Below are 21572 nucleotides of genomic sequence, written 5' to 3' on the forward strand. Positions count from 1 at the left end.
AAAAATGACATAATCTTACTGAAAGCAACATCTTACAGCATTTATTAACAAAATGGAAACAATGTGCTCTGTTTCGCAGGGTTGATCCTGGATGCGATTCAGTGCCTTAGTTGACGCAGGGGCAGCGAATGCGTCGCTTACGCCCGGATATCATTGGCTTTTCGGGCCTTCAGGACAGGGCAGCCGTGCAGGAGTGGTTTTCAAAATGGCTCGGGTGGGTCCGTGTCGTTGCCTTTATCGGCCTGATCTTTGGTCTGGTGATTCGCGTCGGTGATCCCCAGGTGGTCGCCACCCTGCGAAATGCCGCTTTTGATTTCTACCACCAGTCCAAACCGCGTGAAATGGCCCCGCTGCCGGTTGCCATCATCGATGTGGACGACAACAGCATTGACGAAATCGGCCAGTGGCCCTGGCCGCGGACGCGCATTGCTGAAATGGTCGATCTGGCCACGCAGGACGGCGTCGCCGCCATCGGTTTCGATATCGTGTTTTCCGAACCCGACCGGCTGTCGCCACCACAGATCGCCCGCGATAACCCCGATATGCCGCCCGCGCTGGCCTCCGGGCTGGCCGCTCTGCCGGAAAACGATGCTGTGCTCGCGGATGCCTTTGCCCGGTCACGGGTGATTGTCGGCCAGGCCACAGTCCGCACCCAGGCCGGTAACCGCACGGAAAAACGCGAGATGACTGACCGGCCGCCTGCGCTGATCGGGCCGGATCCGGCGCCCTATCTGCTCAGTTTTCCGGATATCCTGCTGAACCTTCCCGCGCTGGAGCAGAACGCCTCGGGTCACGGTATGTTCGCCACCCGTCCGGATGCCGACGGGGTTTACCGGCGGGTGCCGCTGGTGATGCTGGTACAGGGCAGGATACGGCTCGGGCTTACACCGGAACTGCTGCGCGTGGCCACCGGTGGCGGAACATATGCGATCCGCACCAATGACGCCGGGATCGAGGGCGTTGTGCTCGCCCGCCAGCTGATCCCCACGGCGCAGGACGGTACGGTCTGGCCCTATCTCACGCCGTCGTCCCGGTCTCGCTATGTCCCGGCCGCTGATCTGCTGAACGGTCGCATGCCGCCCGGTCGCCTGTCCGGCCATCTCGTTCTCGTCGGCACTTCTGCGATCGGTCTTGAGGATTTTCGCGCCACGCCGCTGGGTGTGCCGATGGCCGGGGTCGAGATCCATGCTCAGGTGCTTGAAAACATCATGGCGAAAACACTGCTCAGCCGGCCGAATTACACCATCGCCGTCGAGCTCGTCATCACATTCACGCTCTGTGCACTGGTGATCATCTTTGCACCCGGCCTTTCGGGGAGAGTGCTGATTTTCTCCTCTGTTCTGCTGCTCGGAGCCTATGTGGGCGCATCTTACTATATGTTCTGGGAAAACCGCATCCTGCTCGATCCGACCTTTCCGGTGCTTGCCACAACCACTGCCATCATGCTGATCTCGACCGTCAATTACCTGCGCGAGGAACGTCAGCGTCAGCAGATCCGGAGCGCATTCGGGCAGTATGTATCGCCTGATCTGGTTGAACAGCTGAGCCAGAACCAGGGTCAGCTGACACTGGGCGGAGAGAGCCGCGATCTGACGCTGCTCTTCAGTGATGTGCGCGGTTTTACCGCAATTGCCGAAGGCTTCCGGGACAATCCCGAAGCGCTGACCCTTCTGATGAACCGCTTTCTGACCATTCTGTCCCAGGCCATCATGGATCACAAAGGGACGATCGATAAGTTCATGGGCGACGCGGTCATGGCGTTCTGGAACGCACCGCTCGATAACCCCGATCACGCCCGCGAGGCCTGCCACGCGGCCCTGAGGATGATCGCAGATGTCGAAGCCTTCAACGCGCGGCGGATGAGCGAGAGCAGCGCGAAACGGGGACCCGGCAAAAAGAAACATCTGGCGGCCGAAGACGTGCAGCGGATAAATGTCGGCATCGGGATCAACACCGGCCAGTGCGTGGTCGGCAACATGGGCAGTGAGACCCGGTTTGACTATACCGCGCTCGGGGATCCGGTGAATGTGGCCTCAAGGCTTGAGGGCCAGTCGCGGTACTATGGCTGCCCGATCATACTCGGCCAGACCACAGCGAAAGAGGTTCGGGGCAGCTTTGCCGTGATGGAACTTGATGTGATCCGGGTGGTCGGCAAAGAGGTGCCGGAAAACATCTTTGGTCTGCTGGGTGATCAGCAGATGCAGAACGATCCGGCGTTCCTGCGCGCCTTTGGTCGCAACGGTCTGATGTTACAGGCTTACCGCGAGCAGAACTGGGATGCAGTGGAAGAAGCACTGCCGCGTCTGCGCGCTGAATTCCGCGCTCTGAGCATCGGCCTTGAGGATTACATCGAAATGTATGAAAGCCGGGTTGCCGATCTGCGTGCCGCCCCGCCCGGGCCTGACTGGGACGGTGTTTATGCCTCCACCCGCAAATAATCAGCGTTCCCGGAAGGCTTCTCCCCGGGCCCGCAGAACCGGTTTTGCCAGATATGACAGCACGGTTTTCTCACCGGTCCGGATATCGACCTGCGCAATCATGCCAGGTGTGATCGGCAGCGGGTTTTCATCCGTGCCCAGATAGGATTTTTCCGTGCGCACGATGACGCGGAAGCTTTCGATCCCCTCGCCCGTGGTGATGGTATCCGCGCCGATGCGGACCACCTCTCCGTCCAGCGCCCCGTAGATGAGGTAGTCATAGGCCGAGATCTTGACCGAGGCCGCCTCACCGGTGCTGACAAAGGCGATGTCGCGCGGCCCCAGATCCGCCTCAATCAGCAGGCTGTCATCGATGGGTACAATTTCGATCAGGGCCGCACCGGGCTGCACCACCGCGCCGATGGTCGTGGTGTGCACGCGGTTGATGGTGCCACGCACCGGCGCGCGCAGCCGTGCCCGGGTAATACGGTCATTTGCACTGCGCAGTGTTTCCTGCGCCACAGCCAGTTCCAGCTGCAGCGTCGCCAGCCGCTGGCGCGCAGAGAGCACATAAGCCGAGCGCGCGGCGTCAATCTGGTTCTGCGCCTCACGGATGGCGGCCTGCAGACGCGGCTCGCCGGCTTCGCTCACGGCCAGATCACCGTTAAGCTCGGCAAAACGCGACTGCAGGCGCAAAAGCTCGATCTGCGGCACCAGCCCGCGGTCAAACATGTCCTGCGTCAGGCTGATCTCCTCCGCCAGCGGGGCGATTACGGCGCGTGTGCGCTCCCGGATCGCGCGCAGTTCGTCAAGCTCGCTGCTGCGCTGCATCAGTTGCGACTGCAGCACCTCAAGCTCGCGTTTGAGCTGTTCGCGGCGGGAGATGAACACCTGTTCCTCAGCGGCTGTGGCCAGCGGATTGCGCGCGACCAGACCGGCCGGGAAATTCAGCGCGCTGGCATAGACGGCCTCGGCCTCCAGCCGGGTCATTTCCGCGAGCACGGCCTCTTCGCGTTCCATGAGTTCGCCGCGCTCTGCATCAAACCTGGTGTCGTCGATCTGCATCAGCACGTCGCCCGCGCCGACGATATCGCCTTCGCGCACTGAAATTTTGCGCACGATACCGCCCTCGGCGCTCTGCACCACCTGAACCTGCTGAGACGGGATTACCCGGCCCGTGGCCCGCGCCGTTTCTTCGATCTCGAAAGAGGCGGCCCAGAACAGAAACGCCCCCAGACCCGCAGCCACCGCCAGCAGCAACCGCCAGGGGCCGCGCTCACGCACAGCAGCTTCGGCAGCCGTTATGTTGTTGGCGAAATCGTCCTCAATCCGGCTGCCGAACATCTTCTGTCCTCCCGGTGCCCGCAGCGCCCATAGAGCGCAGTTTCTGCATCACCTGATCGCGCGGACCATTGAGCACCGCGCGCCCGTGATCGATCACAATGAGCCGGTCTGCCATGGCAGCAAGAGACTGTCGGTGCGTACAGATCATCATGCCGGTTCCGGCAGCGTTCAGATCCTGCAGGCGCGCGATGATCTGGCCCTGCATACGCTGGTCCATCGCGTTTGTCGGCTCATCCAGAAACAGCATCGCAGGCTCACGCAACAAAAGACGCGCAAGCGCCACACCCTGGCGCTGACCACCCGAGAGCCGCCTGCCCTGTTCCCCGATGAAAAGATCGAGCCCCTCCGGCGTCGCCGCCAGAAACTCATCCATGGCAGCATACCAGAGCGCGCGGTGAATGGCCTCATCGGTAGCGCCCGGCGTGCCGATCACGAGGTTCTCCCGCAGGCTGCCGGTGAACAGCTCAGGCGTCTGCGGCAGATAGCCGATGCCGCGGCGCAGCTCTGCCGGCTCGAACTGCTCAATGGAGATACCGTCGATCAGAACGGTGCCGCTGTCTGCCGGCATGAGCCCGCTGATGATTTTCCCGGCGGTCGTTTTGCCTGAGCCCACACGGCCCAGAAGGGCCACACAATCACCGGGTTTCACGTCAAAGCTCAGGCCATCAAGCGCAGGCACCTGTGCTTCGGGATAGCGGAAATGCACTTTGCGCAGGCTCACCGCCCCCTGACGCACCGCTGCATCCGAACCCACCGGGCCCTGCTCATCGACCGGCAGCTTCATGAATCCGTTCAGCGCCGCGAGCGCACGAAAGGCGTATTGCGCGCGGAAAATGGTCTGGGCAATGGTGCCGAGCGGGGACAGAACGCGGCCCGCCAATATGTTGGCCGCAATGAGCCCGCCGATGGTGATCCGGCCTTCTGAAACCAGGAAAACACCCCAGACAATGATCAGGACGCTGACCGATTGCTGGACGAGCATGGTGCCGTTGGAGGCGACGCCCGACCAGAACCGCGTGCGCCCGCTGACCTGAGAGGATGCGGCCACAGCGGTTTCCCATTCCCGCTGCATGACCGGCTCTGCACCGAGGCTCTTGATGGTCTCAATGCCGGCGAGCGATTCCACCAGCACCACATGACGTTTGGTGGCCATCTGCTGCGCACGGTCCGCCGCCCGGCCGAGGGGCATCTGTGCCAGCAGCGCCAGCACCAGAACCACAGGCACGGCACAGAGCGGCACAAAGGCCACCGGCCCGACGATGAAAAACAGCGCGGCCACAAAGATGCCGATGAAGAAAAGATCAATGACGGCAACAAAGGTCGCCGAGGCAAAAAACTCCCGCACCACCTCGAAATCGCGGATCGTGCTGGCAATGCCCGCAGCCCCGCCCGGCCGGTCGAGCAGACGCGCCTGCATCGCCTGTCGAAAGAGCGAGGCGGCCACCTTGAGGTCAACGCGGCGGCCCACATTTTCGAGGATGTTGGCGCGGATCGTGCGCATCATGAAATCCAGCGCCAGGGCCAGGCCAACGCCCACCGCAAGTGTCCAGAGCGTCACATAGGCGAGGTTGGGGATCACCTTGTCATAGACGTTCATGACAAAGAGCGGCAGGGCCAGAGCGAGCACATTGAGCAGCAGCGCTGCAATCACCACCTGGGCCCAGTTGGCCCGATTGGCCCGCACCGGGGCCCAGAACCAGTGGCCCCGGGGCTCAGACATCCGCGCGGCCTGAGGCGACAGCATGGTCGCCGCTCGGTCACCTGCCACCGTGACCAGCATCAGCTGCGGACGGATCATGCGGCGCAGTTTGCGCAACGGGATTTCTTCGGTATGGCTGCCGCGCGCCGGATCGGTCACTTCGGCTGTTTTACGACCCGGCAGGCCGGTCACGATAAGCGGTGTGCCCTCTTTGCGGAACACCACAAACGGCAGGGCCACAGGGTCCGTTGTCCCGGGGTCCCGCAGGATAATGCGCGCCCGCAACCCGATCGTCTCAAGGGCGCGGGCCAGTGCTGCGGGGTCGGAGAGTTCCAGACCACCGGGCAGGCGCGCGCACACGGCGGCCTCGGACCAGGGTCGGCTGAACGCCTGCGCCAGCCAGTGCAGTACCTTAAGATCGGGCGACACATCGCCCACCGGTTCAGACGCGGGCGGGCGCTCTGACACGGCCTTAGCGGCTGTGCCATCTGCGGGGGTCATTTCAGAGGCTCAATGGTCACGTTAAAGACATTGGTCGGGCTGACTTTCGCGCGGTCCTGAAACTGCGGGTTCAGTGCCAGCTGTGCTTTGGGCAGCCCGAAGTGTTCGGCAAGCCGGCTCTGGGCCGCCAGCGCGCGGTAGGTGCTGAAGACCAGACCGGCTTCGGCGCCGACGCTTTCAAATTCCACGTTAAACCGCGCGCGCTCAACTTCGAGAAGATCCAGCAGGGTGCGTTTTGCTGCTTCGAACTCGTCGCCGTACACCTCTACGATAGAGCGGTTTATGCGCAGCTGTTCGCGCAGCTGGCCCGAGCGTTCCAGGTTTGTGCGATAGGTATTCCAGGTCCGTGCTGAAAGCTCCCGCACTTCGCGTACCGCCACCGACTGTGCCGCCATCGCGCGGCTGTTCTTCGAGGCAATCGCGTTTCTCTCTGCGACCCGCCCGCCCTGCCAGAGCGTCCAGCGCAGACCGATCCCTATGGTCTCATCGGTCCGGGTACCAGAGACACCGTTGCGGTTGATGTCGCGGGACAGGCCGGCACCCAGCGTCAGCTGCGGATAGCGGTCAGCCAGCGCCACTTCGCCCTCAAAGCGCGCCTGATCGATCTGGGTGCGGGCAAACTGCAGACGGTAGCTGTTCTGCAATGCCGTTGCGGTCAGCGCTTCCAGCGAGGCCGGTGCTGCGGCACGCGGTGTGCTCATGCCACCCGACGGCGCGCGTCCGACCACGCGTTCATAGCGCGCGCTGGCATCACGCAGCGCCCGCTGCACCTCAAGCTCTGCAAGCCGGGCTGAGCGGATTCTGTCTTCGATGGTGAGCTGGTCGCTGAAGGGCAGCCGCCCGCCCTCAACCAGGTCGGTGACGCGCCGTCCGATCTCCACGTGTTTTTCGATATTCCGACGTGCGACCACCAGCAGGGCGCGGTGCCGATACACATCGATATAGGCCTCGACCGCATTCAGCGCCATGGTTTCGGAGGCATCCAGCAGTCGGTAGATGCTGCCATCGACCCGCGCTGCACTGGCATAGACCAGGTTCGAACGGCGGAAACCGTCAAACAGAATGATCTCGGCCCGCACGCCAAGCTGATTACGGGCTTTGGTCACATCGTTGTCGGCAGCCGAGAGCGAACTGGGATCGTCCACACGCTGGTATCCGGTCTCTCCGGTCACCGTCACGACGGGCAGATACTGCCCTTCAAGCTCCAGCAACTCCCATGCCGCAGTGCGCATTTCAAATTCCGTGGCCTTAACCGACGGGTTTGTCGTCACGGCGAACCTTACAGCGTCCCGCAGACTCTCTGCGGTAACCGGGCTCAGAAGTAATAGCGTAAAGCACTGTATATAAAAAAGAATTCGTATCAATTTAAATTAATCCCCCGCCATATTACCGGCCCCGGATCAGATCCGGTGACGTTACGGTACCCTGATTTCGGGAAAAAGCAATCGTGCAGAAGACTGTTTGGTATAAACAAAATCCGGCCGGGGCGCGTTTTCCGGGCGGGGGCCTTTCCTCCCGTCCGGTGTGCTCAGCCGGTGGCCCAGAGCAGCCAGATGCCGATCATGGCCACATAGGTCAGCTGGTGCAAAGCCTGATCAATCCCCGAGGCGCGCCAGTATGCAGCGTCGGCCGGTGTCAGGTTCTGATCCGACGTGAGACGCCCTTTCCACCAGTCGATGTGAAAGTGCACAGCCCATTCGGCCAGCACCAGAGGGAGGAAGAACCCGACCGGCGCACCGATCAGCGCAAAGGCAATTGCAGAGCCTGCGGCGTGGATCCCGGCATGCAGAAAACGGCCTGTGTGAAGATACTGATCACGCCCGTCCAGCATGCTTCTGGTCTGAAGAAAGTAATCGCCAAACATGTGTTTGATCTGCAGCAAACACAATAGCACCAGTAACGCACCAAAAGGTTCAGTCAATTCGTGTCCTTCCAAACACCGCCGCCTTAAGCCAGATTAATGCGACGGAGACCGGCCTGTAAATCCGCATCTCCTGCTAAACCCTGTCGGAAACCCCGTTTCAGGGCTCTGCGTCGGGGAACCCGGGTGGATTGCCTCTGCTGGATACACGTATTAAGTGAATTAGTCGCGATAGAGCAATGAGTGACCGTTGGAGAAAATGTGCACTTTCGATGGATCTGCCGTCATATGCAGCGTCTTGCCGCGGACATCTGCGTGGATGCCCGGCAGTTTACCGATCACGGACGCGCTCTCCGGACTTTCTTTTGCAAAATAGAGTTGTGTTACCTCGCCAAGGGCTTCGACGATTTCCACCTCACCGCGGAACGCATAGTTTTCGGCATCGGTCTGGACCATATCTTCGGGGCGGATACCCACGTTGACCTTCAGCCCCATATCGCTGTCCCGTGTGGGGATACCGGCTTCGATCTCGCCCTGCCCGGCTGCGACCCTGACCCGCGTGACAGGCCCTGTGCCGGTGATCTCTCCGGGCAGCAGGTTCATCGCAGGCGACCCGATAAACTGGGCCACGAATTCGTTCTCGGGCTTTTCGTAAAGTTCCAGAGGGGTGCCGACCTGTGCGATACCCTTATTGGCAAGCACCACGATCCGGCTCGCCAGGGTCATCGCCTCGACCTGATCGTGGGTGACATAGATCATCGTCGAATTGGGCATGCTCTCCTTGAGCTGCGCGATTTCGATCCGGGTGGCGACACGCAATGACGCGTCGAGGTTCGAGAGCGGTTCGTCAAAGAGATAAACTTTGGGATCGCGCACGATGGACCGGCCGATGGCAACCCGCTGGCGCTGCCCGCCCGAAAGCGCCTTGGGCAGGCGATCCAGATATTCGTCGAGCTGCAGCACTTTGGCGGCGCGGTTGACGGCAGCGTCGATTTCTTCGGTGGATTTCTTCGCAAGCTTCAGCGCAAAGGCCATGTTGTCGCGCACGGTCATATGCGGATAAAGCGCATAGGACTGGAAGACCATTGCGATGCCGCGCTGTGCCGGCGGCACGTCGTTCATCCGGTCACCGTCAATCTGCAGCTCGCCCGAGGTGATTTTCTCCAGCCCCGCAATCATCCGCAACAGGGTCGATTTACCACAACCCGAAGGCCCGACGAAGACGATGAGTTCGCCGGTCGTAATGTCGAGGTTGATGTCTTTAAGAACCTCGACCGTGCCTCCGTATGCCTTGCCCACATCAGTGAGTTTCAGATTTGCCATTACGTGCTCTCCCTTCAGCCCTGTGCCGGGACGCCAGACGCAAAGAACGCCTGATGTGGCGGCAGGCTGATGCCTTCCGCCGTTTCGTTGAATTCAAACGGTGCTCTGGTGTCTGTCTCCCAGGAGCCCTCGGGCAGCTTGATCTGCACCGGCGCGTCGCTCAGATTGAAGGCGCAGAAAACCTGCGCACCTTCAAAGCTGCGCAGAAAGGTAATCTGATCCTCCGTCGCACTCAGGACGTCGATATCACCTTTCAGCAGCGGCAGATGCGCTTTGCGGAACGCCAGCATCCGGCGGTAAAACTGCAGAGTCGACGACGGGTCTTCCTGCTGGGCCTGTACCGCGCGCTCCACGTGTTCGACGGCCACCGGCAGCCATGGTTTGCTGTCTGTAAACCCGCCGTTGTGATTGTCGCGCGTCCAGGGAAAAGGGGTGCGCGCGCCGTCGCGTCCCTTGAATTTCGGCCAGAACCGCTTGCCGTAGGGGTCCTGAAGATCCTCATAGGGCACGTAGGCCTCTGTCAGGCCGAGCTCTTCGCCCTGATAGAGACAGACAGACCCTTTGAGGCTCATCAAAAGCCCGGCATAAAGCCGCAGCACCGGCTCATTCATGCCCCAGCGCGTGGCATGGCGCACGACGTCATGGTTGGAATAGGCCCAGCAGGCCCAGCCTTCAGTCACGATCCGGTTGAATTTTTCCAGGATGGCGCCGACATGCGGGCCCGTCGGATAGGCGCTTGCGAGAAAAGCAAAGTCATAGCACATGTGCAGCAGGTCATCGCCGGCGGTGTACTGCGCCTGTACCTCCATGCCGCGCTGGCTCTCGCCCACCTCACCCACTGCCGTGGTGCCGGGGTATTCGTTCAGCAGGGCCCGGAAGCTCCGCAGGAAATCGATGTTTTCAGGCTGCGTTTTGTCCCAGAGGTGATCCTGAAAGTTATACGGGTTCACCGACGGAGCCGTATTGTCATTGCGCTCTTCCTCCGCCAGCGGCGGGTTATCGCGCAGCTCTTTATCATGCACATAAAAGTTCACCGTATCCAGCCGGAAGCCGTCCACGCCCCGCTCAAGCCAGAAGCGGGTGATGTCGAGCAGTTCGTTCCGGACGTCCGCGTTGTGGAAGTTCAGGTCGGGCTGTTCGGTCAGAAAGTTATGCATGTAATACTGCATCCGCTCCGCATCCCACTCCCATGCAGAACCGCCGAAGATCGACAGCCAGTTGTTGGGCGGTGAACCATCAGGTTTCGGATCGGCCCAGACGTACCAGTCGGATTTTGCATTGTCGCGCGAGGCCCGGCTTTCCTTAAACCAGGTATGCTGTGCGCTGGTATGGCTCATCACCAGATCGATGATGACCCGCAGGCCAAGTGCGTGCGCCCGCTCGATCAGCGCGTCGAAATCCCCCAGCGTGCCGAACATCGGATCGATGTCGCGGTAATCCGATACGTCATACCCGAAATCGAGCATCGGCGAGCGGAAAAACGGCGAGATCCAGATCGCATCGACACCGAGTTCCGCCACATAGGGGAGCCGGTGAATGATGCCAGAGAGATCCCCGATACCATCGCCGTTGCTGTCCTGAAAACTGCGCGGATAGATCTGATAAATCGCAGCCCCCCGCCACCAGTCGGCATCGTCAGAGAGCGCGTTCTGCGGCACGGACATGGGTTCCATTCTGGTCATGCGGGAGCGCCTTCTTTACTTGACCGAGCCGGCCAGCAGGCCGCGCACCAGATAGCGTTGCATGGTGAAAAAGACGATGAGCGGCACGGCTATCGAAATAAAGGCCGCCGCCGCCAGGATGCCCCAGTCGCCGCCACGCGAGCCCAGCAGATCGTCCGCGATCTTCACGGTCATCACCCAGGATTCAGAGTTCGACGGCAGGAATACCTTGGCCACCAGCAGATCGTTCCAGGTCCACAGGAACTGGAAGATCGCAAAGGACGCGAGCGCCGGGAAGCTGAGTGGCAGCACGATTTTGGTAAAGACCTGAAAATCAGTGGCGCCGTCCACTTTGGCGCTTTCGATGATATCGCGCGGCAGGCCGACCATGTAGTTGCGCAAAAGATAGATCGCCAGTGGTAACCCGAAGCCGGTATGCGCCATCCAGATGCCGAGGAAACTCTGCCCGATGCCGATGCTGTTGTGAAACTGCAAAAGCGGCACGAGCGCCAGCTGCAAAGGCACCACGAGCAGGCCAACGACGGCCGCGATGAGCGTCCCGCGCCCGACAAAATCCATCCAGGCCAGCGCGTAGGCCGCAAAGGCCGCGATCAGGATGGGGATAATCGTTGCCGGGATCGTGACCGTCAGCGTGTTGATAAAGGCCACATCCATGCCGTTTGAATTCAGGATGGTGTCATAGTTATCCAGCGAGAACTCCGGCGGTGTAGCGGTTGAGTAATATATACTCGGGTCGCGTTTGATTTCGGCGGGCGAGCTGTATCGGAAATCGCCTTTCTCCTGCACCGTCAGCAGCCTGTCCCGGCGCAGATCGGCGGTTTCTCCGGCAGCGTTCGCCGTGGGGTCCGAGCGCATGCCACCAAAGCGGATGACCTGGCCCTCGCCGTCCTCAAAGATGTTGCCTTCGATGACATAGAGGTCGCCCTCGCGGCGCACCTCGCCTGCCGGGGCACGGGCCTGAAAGTTCTGCTCCACCGCGAAGGGCGACAGCCACCAGCCGGAGGCCGAAATCTGATCACGATCCCGGAAGGAGGAGACCAGCAGACCCACCGTCGGGATCAGCCAGAGCACCACCAGCAGCACCACGGAGATGTTGACGGCCCAGCTGAGCGACGACTTTGTACCTGCGATATTATCCATGTTTCCGGTTCCCTCTCAGCGCATCTCTGCCCGCGCCTGGCGGATGTTCCAGATCATCACCGGCAGCACGACGATCATGATCACAAAGGCGACAGCAGTCGCGCGCCCGTCATCGCGGAACATGTAGGCCATCATGTAACTGGGCAGGATCTCGGTGCCGAAGTTCCCGCCCGTCATGGTGTAGACGATGTCGAAAACCTTGAGCACGAGGATGGTGATGGTGGTCCAGACCACGACGATGGTGCCCATGATCTGCGGTACCTTGATCTTAAAGAAGACCTGGAACGGGTTGGCCCCGTCGATGATCGCTGCCTCCACGGTTTCCTCCGGAATCCCGCGCAGGGCCGCCGAAAGGATCACCATGGCAAATCCGGTCTGGATCCAGACGAGGATAAACATCAGAAAGAAGTTGTTCCAGAAGCGCACCTGCAGCACGTCGATGGGTTCTGAGGCGCCAAAGAAATCCCGGATCGCGTTGATCAGGCCGATGTCAGCGTTATTCGCATAGACGAATTTCCATATCAGCGAGGCGCCCACAAATGAAATCGCCATCGGCATGAAGATCAGGGATTTAGCGATATTGCCCCATTTCAGCCGGTCGGTAAGCTGCGCCACCAGAAGGCCCAGAAAGGTCGAGGCGGCGGGCACAACAAGGACCCAGAGCAGATTGTTGAGAAAGGCCGTCTGGAACCCGTCATCGGCAAACATGGTGGAATAATTGCCGAAACCGATAAACTCATCACCCGCGCGGTTATAAAGCGAGCGCCAGAATGAGCCCACCACCGGATATACAAGGTAAAGCCCCAGCGCCGCCATCGCCGGAAAAAGAAACAGCCAGGGCCGGACCAGATTGGCGCGGTTGATATTGCGCCCCGGGTTTTCTGACCGGGCCGGAAAGATTACTTTATCGAGGACGAGATTGGACAGCCAGAAGTATCCGATACATCCGCCAACGCCGATGACAATCGTCAGCAGTCCCTGAACCAGCGGTGACATGACATCCCTCCCAAGACGTTAGTGCACGCTTTGTGCCTAGCAGCCCGGCGCAGCTGATGCAGCGCCGGGTCTCGTGTCGTCTCTTACTGGATCGCGTCCCAGCGGTCCTGGATGCCTTTGGCAACCTCTTCGGCACTGGCGCCGGTGGTGTAATCCACCATGCCGGTCCAGAAGGCGCCCGCGCCGATTTCGCCCGGCATCAGGTCAGATGCATCAAAGCGGAATGTGGTCGCATTGAGCAGGATATCGCCCTGTGCGCGCAGGCTGTCCTCCGCATAGGTCTCAGAGTTCACACCCGCATGCGGTGTCAGAAACCCGCCCTGGGCCATCCAGAGTTCATGAGCGATCGGTGTCTTCAGCCATTCGACAAAAGCCATGGTCGCATCCGAGGGGCTGGTAATGCCAAAGAGCGTGCCCGCCCCCAGAACCGGCTTACCCAGATCCTTGTCGGCATAGGCCGGGAAGTAAAAGAAATCCACATCGTCACCGACCACCGTGCCTTCCGGGAAAAAGGCCGGGATGAAAGACGCCTGACGGTGCATGTAGCAGTCCGGCGGGATCGCAAAGAGACCTGCCGGGCTGTCGCGGAAATCGGTGTTGGCCACTGCAGTTGCACCACCGCTCACATAATCATCGTTGCGCGCGAAATAGCCGAACTCGTCCATGGCCGCGATGACCCTGGGGTCGTCGAACTTCATCTCGTTGGAGACCCAGGCATCGTAGTCTTCGGGCGACTGCGTACGCAGCATCATCTCTTCGACCCAGTCGGTTGCCGGCCAGCCGGTCGCCGCTCCGGATCCCAGACCGATACACCACGGCGTGCCGCCGTCCTCGACGATCAGATCGGTCAGCTCCTTGAGTTCTTCCATCGTCTCAGGGATGTCATAACCGGACTCATCAAAGGCGATCGGCGAATACCAGACCAGCGATTTCACATCGACGCGATAGAACATGCCATAGAGATCTTCGGCACCGTCAGCTCCCGCATAGGTGCCCAGATCGACCCAGGACTGGCCCGCGGCATAGTTGTCGCGCACCCATTCGGATGTGCCCTCGGGCAGCGGTGTCAGCATCCCCTGGCTCGCAAGATCGGCCGCCAGCCCCGGCTGCGGAAAGACCGCGAGATTGGGCGCAGAGCCCGACCGGGTCGAGATCACGATATCCTGCTCAAAGCTGTCAGAGCCAGAATAGTTCACAGTGGCACCCGTAGCGGAGGTGAAATAGGAGAAAGCCTTGTCGACCTTTTCCTTTTCATTGCCCGTCCAGGGACCGGTAATTTCCACAGTCTGACCGCTGAGATCATACCTGTCCGCAAATTCGTTGTAGCTGTCCCAGCTGAAGTCGCCCTCGCCCACTGCAAAGGGCTGGTGCCCGTCGGCCTGCGCGATTCCAGCGATCAGAGCCAGCGCAGCCGCGCCGGCGTAAAGTCGTGCCGTCATGATTTCCTCCCATGCGGTGCCTCAAACGACACCGTCGTGCTCATTTTTCAGGCGCTCAGAATCACTCCAAAGCGCTTTGGATGGCAAAACCGTGAAGCAAGGCTGTATGAGTGTCAACTCAGGGCTGTAAGAGCACCGCAGCAGGGCCCGCGCCGCCGCCACGCACGGTGCTTTGACGACCGTCGCGCCCAGGCGTAGTGTGCAGACCCGAACAGGACCAGGTCAACGGACACAGAAGATGAACCTCAAAGAGCTTTCACAGCAGCTCAATCTGTCACAGACCACGGTCAGCCGCGCACTGAACGGCTATCCTGAGGTCAATGAAATTACCCGCCGAAGGGTGACGGACGCGGCCGAAAAGTTTAACTACCGTCCGAACCGTCGCGCGCTGACACTGGCCACCGGGAAATCCATGTCGATCGGGCACATCATCCCGGTGTCGCGGCGCAATGAAATCGTGAATATCGTGTTTGCCGATTTTATTGCCGGGGCGGGTGAGGTCTATTCCCTGAACGGGTATAACATGACCCTGTCGGTGGTGCCCGATGCGCAGGAGTTCGAGGCCTACCGGACTGCCGCCGAAACCGGAGCTGTGGACGGGATCATCCTGCAGTCACCGACGCGCGAGGATCCGCGCATTCCGCATCTGGCAGCGCTGAATATCCCCTTTCTCGTTCACGGGCGCGCAACAGCGATAGAGCAGCCCTATTCCTGGCTCGATGTGAATAATCTGCGGGCTTTCGAGGTGCTGACCGGGCATCTGCTGTCACTTGGCCACCGCCGCATCGGGTTCATCAACGGCCAGGAACGGCTCGATTTTGCGCTGCGCCGGCGCGCGGGGTATCTCAGCGCGCTGAAGGCTGCCGGCGTTGCCGCTGATCCGGATCTGATGACCACGGGAGAGATGAGCGAACAGAACGGATTTGCCGCAGCACAGGCGATGCTGGCCGGCGCTCACCCGCCCACGGCCTTCATCACCTCGTCGGTGGTGCCGGCGCTTGGCGTGCGGCGCGCAGCGGCGGAGGCAGGTCTGCGTCTGGGCAGGGACCTTTCGCTGGCATGCTTTGACGATGATATCTCCTTTTTGCCCAACGGGGGGGCGCGTCCTGTCTTTACCGCCATGCGGTCATCGGTCCGTGATGCAGGCCGGCGCTGTGCGGAGATGCTGATCGAACAGATCCGGTCGCCGGACGGGCCACCCCGGACCGAGCTCTGGGAAGCCGCCCTGGTATCGGGCAGTTCCACCGGCCCCTGCCCTGCAAAGGATTAGCAATGCAGTTTTCCCGATCAGATTTCCCGCCCGGGTTTCAGTTTGCGGCGGCCACCTCCAGTTACCAGATCGAGGGGCATGCTTTCGGTGGCGCGGGCAGAACCCACTGGGACACCTTTGCCGCAACCCCCGGCAATGTCGTGCGCGCCGAAGATGGTGCCACGGCCTGCGATCATTATCACCGGATGGAGGATGATCTTGATCTGATGCAGGCAATGGGTCTTGATGCCTACCGCTTTTCAACCAGCTGGGCGCGGGTGCTGCCCGAAGGCCGTGGCACGCCCAACCCGGAAGGGCTCGATTTTTATGACCGGCTGGTGGACGGGTTGCTGGCGCGCGATCTCAACCCGATGGTCACGCTTTATCACTGGGAGATGCCGTCTGCCCTTGCTGATCTCGGCGGCTGGACCAACCCGGATGTCAGCCACTGGCTGGCCGATTTCGCGACCGTGATCATGGACCGCATCGGGGATCGTGTATTCAGCGTGGCCCCGATCAATGAGCCGTGGTGCGTGGCCTGGCTGTCGCATTTTCTGGGGCTGCAGGCGCCGGGACTGCGCGATATCCGAGCGGCTGCCCGGGCGATGCACCATGTGCTGCTCGCACACGGGCGATGCATTGCGGCACTGCGCGCAGCCGGGGTCGGGAACCTCGGCGCGGTGTGTAATTTCGAACGTGTCTATGCCGCGTCCGACACGCCGGAAGACCGGCGGGCGGCGCGGGTCTATGAGGGGATCTATAACCGTTTCTTTGTGGGCGGGCTGTTTAAAGGCGCCTACCCGGATGAGGTTCTTGAGGGGCTTGGTCCCCATTTGCCCACAGGCTGGCAGGATGATTTTGACCTGATCGGTGCGCCGCTCGACTGGTTCGGTGTCAATTACTATACCTGCAAGCGGATCGCACCCGCCGGCGGCGCATGGCCCGGCACGGCGGAAGTGCCCGGGCCTTTGCCAAAAACCCAGATGGACTGGGAGATCGACCCCGGCGGCCTCGAACACATTCTCAAATGGCTGCAGACAGATTATACCGGCGCGCTGCCGCTCTACATCACCGAAAACGGCCTTGCGAACCCGGATGCTCCGGGGCGTCCGGATACAGAGCGGATGGAATACCTTGACGATCACCTCGCTGCCGCGCGCCGCGCGATGCAGGCCGGCGTGCCGCTGGCGGGTTATACGTTCTGGTCACTGATGGACAATTACGAATGGTCGCTGGGTTATGAAAAACGCTTTGGCCTCATTCATGTGGATTTCGAAACACTGGACCGGACGCCAAAAGCTTCGTACCACGCAATTGCGGACGCGCTCGCGCGCTGACATTCTGCCGCCGGCACGAACCCCGCGATCCATGGTAGAGATCAGGGAGAGATCACCTCGACACCGGGAATACGCGCGATCTCCAGCATGTCTTCGTCGTAAAGCTCAGTCAGCTCGTCCACAAGATCATGGGTCCAGCCGGGCATGTCGAGCGTTTCCTCGATCGCCTCATCACGCGCGTATTTGTCGAGGAATGCCACCATGACGCGGCGGATCTGGATCTCGGTCATGTCGGGGTGCTTGCTCAGATAATCGTTGAACCGCGTCACACCGTCGGGCTGCATGATGTCTTCAAGCAGATCAAAGCCGCCTGTGACCGCGGCACCATGATCAAGCCCGGCCATCTCGCGCACAACCTGGCTCCAGACCAGTGGCGCGTCTTCATTACACCAGACGACAACGGGGATTTCAGGCGCTGCCTCACGGATCCGCAGAAAGGTATCTGACCAGCGGATCCCGCGCGGGTCCACACCGTCGGTAAAGTGCTCTGCCGTCTCCCGCGGCGAAGCCGAAAAGGCCAGCGGCAGAAAGGTCGCCGGATTGCGGACCCCCATGCAGAGCGTCACCTCATCCACGTTGAACAGCCGCGCTGTCTGAGCCATCCTGTCAGCCCCGTTGGGATAAAGCTGCCCCCTGCGCAGCGCCGCACGCGGGGCGCCGAAAAAATGCGGCAAAGAAAGAAGCACGCGGTCGGGCTGCCCGCCCTCCAGGATGGCGTCAAACAGGACCTCACGCGCATCAGGTGCGACGGGCGCATTTTCCATGGCGACAACGGTGTCCCGCAGAAGCTTGCGGTACCGCCCGGGACCGGGCACCGCGATCCCCTCCTCATGAAAGGCATCCTTGTTGCGCAACAGACATTTGATCAGGCGGTCTTCTTCGGTGAAATGTGCGCCTGTGTGAAAAACCAGCTGCATTTAAATGCTGAACCCTGCCCGATCGTTACCGCAGGCTAGCCTGCAACGCACATGTGTTCAAACCTAAACGAAAACCTCTGAATTTACGCCATATCCCCCCTTGCGCGATTCAGTCAAACTGACTAAACGACCTCCCAGCGCCCCTATAGCTCAGCTGGTAGAGCAACTGATTTGTAATCAGTAGGTCCGCGGTTCGAGTCCGTGTGGGGGCACCATTTCTCTCTAATAAACCCTTTAATTCCCTGATCTTTGGGCGTTCGGCTGTCTATCACGACACACATCGAGGAAACAAAGATGGCCCTAAGCACGAAAATCAAACATGTGGACAAGCGCCCGAACGGGGTTCTGAGGTTTAGAAGGCGATTTCCGACAGATGGTGCTGAGGCCCTTGGTGAGCCAGCCCTGCAGGTTCACGTCAAAAATCGCGAAGGCCTCGCCTTTCACTGAAAGTATCAGGCCATCATACAAGAGTTTGACAGGATGGTGTCTGATCGCTGAGAGCACCTATGGGGCTCCTGGGGCGCGACTGACCGAGTTCGCAAAGCGGGCTGAAAGGGCTGGGCTTTAGGCCGTCAAAGCAGCGTCTTAATTGTCGAGGCGAGTTTTAAGTATGCCTCCTCGGCCTCTCCTTCCGTCATGGTGATCAAGGCTTTACTTGGTGGGTTAATCGCTTGGAACTTCGAGAGTTCATCGATTTCCGGGAACAGGCATGCTTTAGTTATGGTGGGGATAATCCGCGCTACCCGTTTTTTTGCTGCTTCCAGAAGTGGAGGTAGCTCCTCTGTCACAATAAAATCAGACGCTGGAAAATCCGCAGACACGAGCAAAATAGCAGCGGAGCAGTCTTCGATTTCTTTCGCTATCTCCTCCTTCCAATCATCGCCAGCCTGCAATTTTGTGTCATCCCATAGTTCAAGGCCAAATTCTCGCGAAATTGGTTTAAGATAAACCTTTATCCGTTCAGGAAATTGCTAGTCCACGTGCGCGCAACTGCCACCGCAAAGGCTAGGCCGTGTCTTCATTACAAAAGTCCCTTTGAATCAGTCTTGGTGTTTCTGTTTTCTCTCTGGTTTTCAGATTCAACGTTTCTTCTGTCCGCCCCTTTTCTTAAATTACTCCCTGCTGTTTCCACGGATAACCGACACCCGTTCACTCTGATTTGCGCGCTGACGTGCGAATGCTTTTGCCCAGGGATTGCGACGGAAATTCTCCAAACTTTTCTTTATACTTCTGAGAAAATCGTCCGAGATGGCTGAACCCGCATCCAACTGCAATTTGTGTCACGGTTTCATCCTGACGAGGATTGAGGAGCCGAAGCCGCGCGTTGCTGAGGCGTATCGACGTAAGACTCGACCAGGGGGTTTCACCAGTCACGCTTCTGAAAGAAGTCTGCAATCGGCGGGACGAGACACCAACAGCCGCCGCGATGTCAGACAGGCGAAGCGGCCGATGAAAATTGTCACGAAGAAATTCAATTGCGCTCAGAACCGTCCGGTTTGATGCAGATGATCCGAATTCGTCAGACACCTTCAGAGTGATTTCGAACATGGCGCGGATGTGTTCGTCCAGCAGCAACTCCGCCAGCGTGCTCCAGTTTACTGGCAACGTCTTGTCGAGACCTTTCTCCAGCACGTTCATGACGTATTGAACCAGATCATGCATCGCAGTCGAGTCACTGCTCGGAATCTCGAGCCTCGGGTCGGACAAATCCGAAGCGAGCAACCCGTCTCGCAACTCAGGAAAAACCGGGGCCTTAAGCATGTACGCCTCAAACCACTCAAACTCGCCACGACGAACACGGGTATCACGTCGGGAGGGCAGAAGAGCCAGGCTGGACCGGTTCTCTAGCTGATACTCTCGTCCTGCAGTTTTGACCGCAAGCTTCCCGTGAACCGGCATCATCACCGTGATGGACTGTTCATCAACTACGCTGATATCATGTCCGGTTGTTCTGACATGAAGCAGGTCCGAGCTTATCCCTGGAAGAGTAGCGCGTGAAACTTTCAGGGAACGCGATTCGATATCATCATCGAATTTGAAGTACTTCGGATCACTGTAAAAAACCGAACTGGCTTTGCCGGAAAAAGAACGATCATCGAACCAGGATTGGGAGCTGAATTCTATCAAAGTCACTTTCCGCAGTTCAAACCAGCGAACAAAGTTCTGAGTTCATTCTACAACAATATGTCTGCCTGGCGACACGGACAAAAAATATCGATTAGTTTTAAAGAGTTATATATATTTTTGACTATGTCCCTCTCGATGCGGATAAGTCTCGCAATACACGCCGGGTTTGTCGGTCCGTTGATTCTCCCGGCGACCCGAGCACGTCAGAACATTGGCTTGTCAGCTTTGACAGGTCGAAAAAGCGAACCGGCAACGGGACGATCCCGACGCCCGTATGAATTGAAGATCCATTACCGCTTCTGGTCTGCCCGGCCGGTCAACCGGATCACATGAAACGTTTGACGATCAATGCGGAACCCAACAACTGCGCCTGAGAGCAGGTTGAACCCGCGTTGATCTGCTGACCACCAGGATTATAGAGCACCGTGCAACCGCCCGGCCAACGCACTTCCATCTCTCCGGTTCCACGAAGGTGGAGGTCGGGACCAACTGAGCTTCCGGATGGGATTGTAATCGGCGTGTTGTCGGAGGGTTGCTGCGCTCCTTCACGCAGGAAAGCGCCCGACGCCCAGCCATCGTATTTGCCCTCTGGTGTCTGCACGTGGCACCAGCGTTTCGCGCCCAGCCCGCGGCACCCCAGATTGCGGAACAGCGCGCCATTTCGGGCACTCGCAACAATGCTGTAGCGCGTTGAAGGTCCCGAGCGGATGTTCAGCTTGTCGCCTGCCGGGACACGGGTGACTTCCCAGAAATCGGGGCCCATAGCATCCACTTCGAATTCAGGCTCACGATCGGCCGTGGCAACATTGCCGGGCGCGCTGCCTTCAGTCAGGTAACGGCCAGCTGCCCAGCCGTTGATCAGGTTGTTCTGCGACTGCACATGGCACCAGCGGTTGTTAGCGGTGGTCTGGCATCCCAGATTGCGGAGAACCTGACCGCGATGCGCACGCGCGATGACGGCAGCTGATGTCGAGGGTCCCCTGCGTACATTCAGTGTTGAAGCCCCGGTAACCTGCCAGTAGTCCGGCCCGCCAGCATCGCTGTCGGCGAAATCGCTGTCGGTCGGCATATGGATCGCACCGCCGACATGCACTGACAGCGTGAAATCAGCCTGTTCATCACGTTGCGCGGCGTTGCGGGTCAGGTAAACCCGGATCACCCAGTCACCGCCGGATGGCAGCGTGCTGTCAAAGTGCATCCCGTCGGCCGATCCGACATGAACCGCCGCACGTGCACCGTCTCCCGTGACATTGAAATACGAACTGGCATTGTTTGTTGTCATGTCGACAACCATGCGCTGGCCAGCCGAAACAGACAGAACATAATCTACGATCTGGTATCCCCGAATACTGTCGTCGATTACTGTGCCGGATGTCCCGGGATCAAAAGACACGCGTTCAACGCGCGGGGCTTGTGCGACCGTCGATGTGGCGCAGAGAGTTAAGATCACCAGCAGAAGCGCAGGTATCACTGGCAAAAAATTTGTCGCTCGCGTCACTATCTGTTCTCCTGATTATTGCGTGTTCGTTGGAATTCAGCG

Annotated in this window: 16 protein-coding genes and 1 tRNA gene; 4 read left to right on the top strand and 13 right to left on the bottom strand. The window is 59.7% G+C overall.

The genetic code is table 11. From position 1 onward, the window contains the following. The first annotated feature begins 128 nt into the window (after nt 1-128). Complete coding sequence (locus G3256_RS10805; RefSeq protein ID WP_169640824.1) at nt 129-2438, top strand: CHASE2 domain-containing protein; 2310 nt, start codon at nt 129-131, stop codon at nt 2436-2438. On the opposite strand, the gene G3256_RS10810 is transcribed toward G3256_RS10805, so the two are convergent. The 9 genes from G3256_RS10810 to G3256_RS10850 all read right to left on the bottom strand — a co-directional run bounded on the left by G3256_RS10810 (nt 2439) and on the right by G3256_RS10850 (nt 14402). Continuing rightward, nucleotides 2439-3761: an HlyD family type I secretion periplasmic adaptor subunit gene (locus G3256_RS10810; RefSeq protein WP_169640825.1), complete on the bottom strand. Its 1323-nt coding sequence runs from the start codon at nt 3759-3761 to the stop codon at nt 2439-2441. Further along, entirely contained in the window at nt 3742-5961 is a 2220-nt protein-coding gene (locus G3256_RS10815) for a type I secretion system permease/ATPase (protein WP_169640826.1), read from the bottom strand. The genes G3256_RS10810 and G3256_RS10815 overlap by 20 nt, the downstream gene beginning before the upstream one ends. Beyond that, a complete protein-coding gene (locus G3256_RS10820) occupies nt 5958-7232 on the bottom strand; it encodes a TolC family protein (RefSeq protein ID WP_169640827.1) in 1275 nt (424 codons plus the stop codon). The genes G3256_RS10815 and G3256_RS10820 overlap by 4 nt, the downstream gene beginning before the upstream one ends. 257 nt (nt 7233-7489) lie before the next feature. Further along, nucleotides 7490-7882, bottom strand: coding sequence for a DUF3307 domain-containing protein (locus G3256_RS10825; protein WP_169640828.1), 393 nt, complete (start codon nt 7880-7882; stop codon nt 7490-7492). 162 nt (nt 7883-8044) lie between these two features. Further along, nucleotides 8045-9145, bottom strand: coding sequence for an ABC transporter ATP-binding protein (locus tag G3256_RS10830; protein WP_169640829.1), 1101 nt, complete (start codon nt 9143-9145; stop codon nt 8045-8047). Nucleotides 9146-9159: 14 nt separating this feature from the next. Beyond that, nucleotides 9160-10827 carry an alpha-glucosidase gene (locus G3256_RS10835; protein WP_206040727.1) on the bottom strand — a complete coding sequence of 556 codons (1668 nt, stop codon included), beginning with the start codon at nt 10825-10827 and terminating at the stop codon, nt 9160-9162. Nucleotides 10828-10842: 15 nt separating this feature from the next. Beyond that, a complete protein-coding gene (locus G3256_RS10840) occupies nt 10843-11967 on the bottom strand; it encodes a carbohydrate ABC transporter permease (RefSeq protein WP_169640830.1) in 1125 nt (374 codons plus the stop codon). Between the two features lie 15 nt (nt 11968-11982). Then, nucleotides 11983-12963 (bottom strand): carbohydrate ABC transporter permease, encoded by a 981-nt coding sequence (locus G3256_RS10845; protein ID WP_169640831.1) that lies wholly within the window; start codon nt 12961-12963, stop codon nt 11983-11985. 83 nt (nt 12964-13046) lie between these two features. Continuing rightward, entirely contained in the window at nt 13047-14402 is a 1356-nt protein-coding gene (locus tag G3256_RS10850; protein ID WP_169640832.1) for an ABC transporter substrate-binding protein, read from the bottom strand. Nucleotides 14403-14640: 238 nt separating this feature from the next. On the opposite strand from G3256_RS10850, the gene G3256_RS10855 reads away from it, so the two are divergent. Beyond that, complete coding sequence (locus G3256_RS10855) at nt 14641-15672, top strand: substrate-binding domain-containing protein (RefSeq protein ID WP_169640833.1); 1032 nt, start codon at nt 14641-14643, stop codon at nt 15670-15672. Between the two features lie 2 nt (nt 15673-15674). Then, nucleotides 15675-16988: a GH1 family beta-glucosidase gene (locus G3256_RS10860; protein WP_169640834.1), complete on the top strand. Its 1314-nt coding sequence runs from the start codon at nt 15675-15677 to the stop codon at nt 16986-16988. A 41-nt stretch (nt 16989-17029) separates the two neighbouring features. On the opposite strand, the gene G3256_RS10865 is transcribed toward G3256_RS10860, so the two are convergent. Continuing rightward, complete coding sequence (locus G3256_RS10865; protein WP_169640835.1) at nt 17030-17905, bottom strand: hypothetical protein; 876 nt, start codon at nt 17903-17905, stop codon at nt 17030-17032. Between the two features lie 139 nt (nt 17906-18044). Here G3256_RS10865 and G3256_RS10870 point away from each other — a divergent pair. Further along, nucleotides 18045-18120, top strand: a tRNA-Thr gene (locus tag G3256_RS10870). A 357-nt stretch (nt 18121-18477) separates the two neighbouring features. Here the strand turns inward: G3256_RS10870 and G3256_RS10875 are convergent. The 3 genes from G3256_RS10875 to G3256_RS10885 form a co-directional block, all read right to left on the bottom strand. Next, on the bottom strand, nt 18478-18861 hold the full coding sequence (locus G3256_RS10875; protein ID WP_343044393.1) for a TIR domain-containing protein: 384 nt from the start codon (nt 18859-18861) through the stop codon (nt 18478-18480). A gap of 193 nt (nt 18862-19054) precedes the next feature. Beyond that, nucleotides 19055-20032 (bottom strand): helix-turn-helix transcriptional regulator, encoded by a 978-nt coding sequence (locus G3256_RS10880; protein ID WP_169640837.1) that lies wholly within the window; start codon nt 20030-20032, stop codon nt 19055-19057. 325 nt (nt 20033-20357) lie between these two features. Next, nucleotides 20358-21530: an SH3 domain-containing protein gene (locus G3256_RS10885; RefSeq protein WP_169640838.1), complete on the bottom strand. Its 1173-nt coding sequence runs from the start codon at nt 21528-21530 to the stop codon at nt 20358-20360. Between the last annotated feature and the right edge of the window lie 42 nt (nt 21531-21572).

Origin of the sequence: Roseobacter ponti (genome assembly GCF_012932215.1) — a bacterium.
GTDB lineage: Bacteria > Pseudomonadota > Alphaproteobacteria > Rhodobacterales > Rhodobacteraceae > Roseobacter > Roseobacter ponti.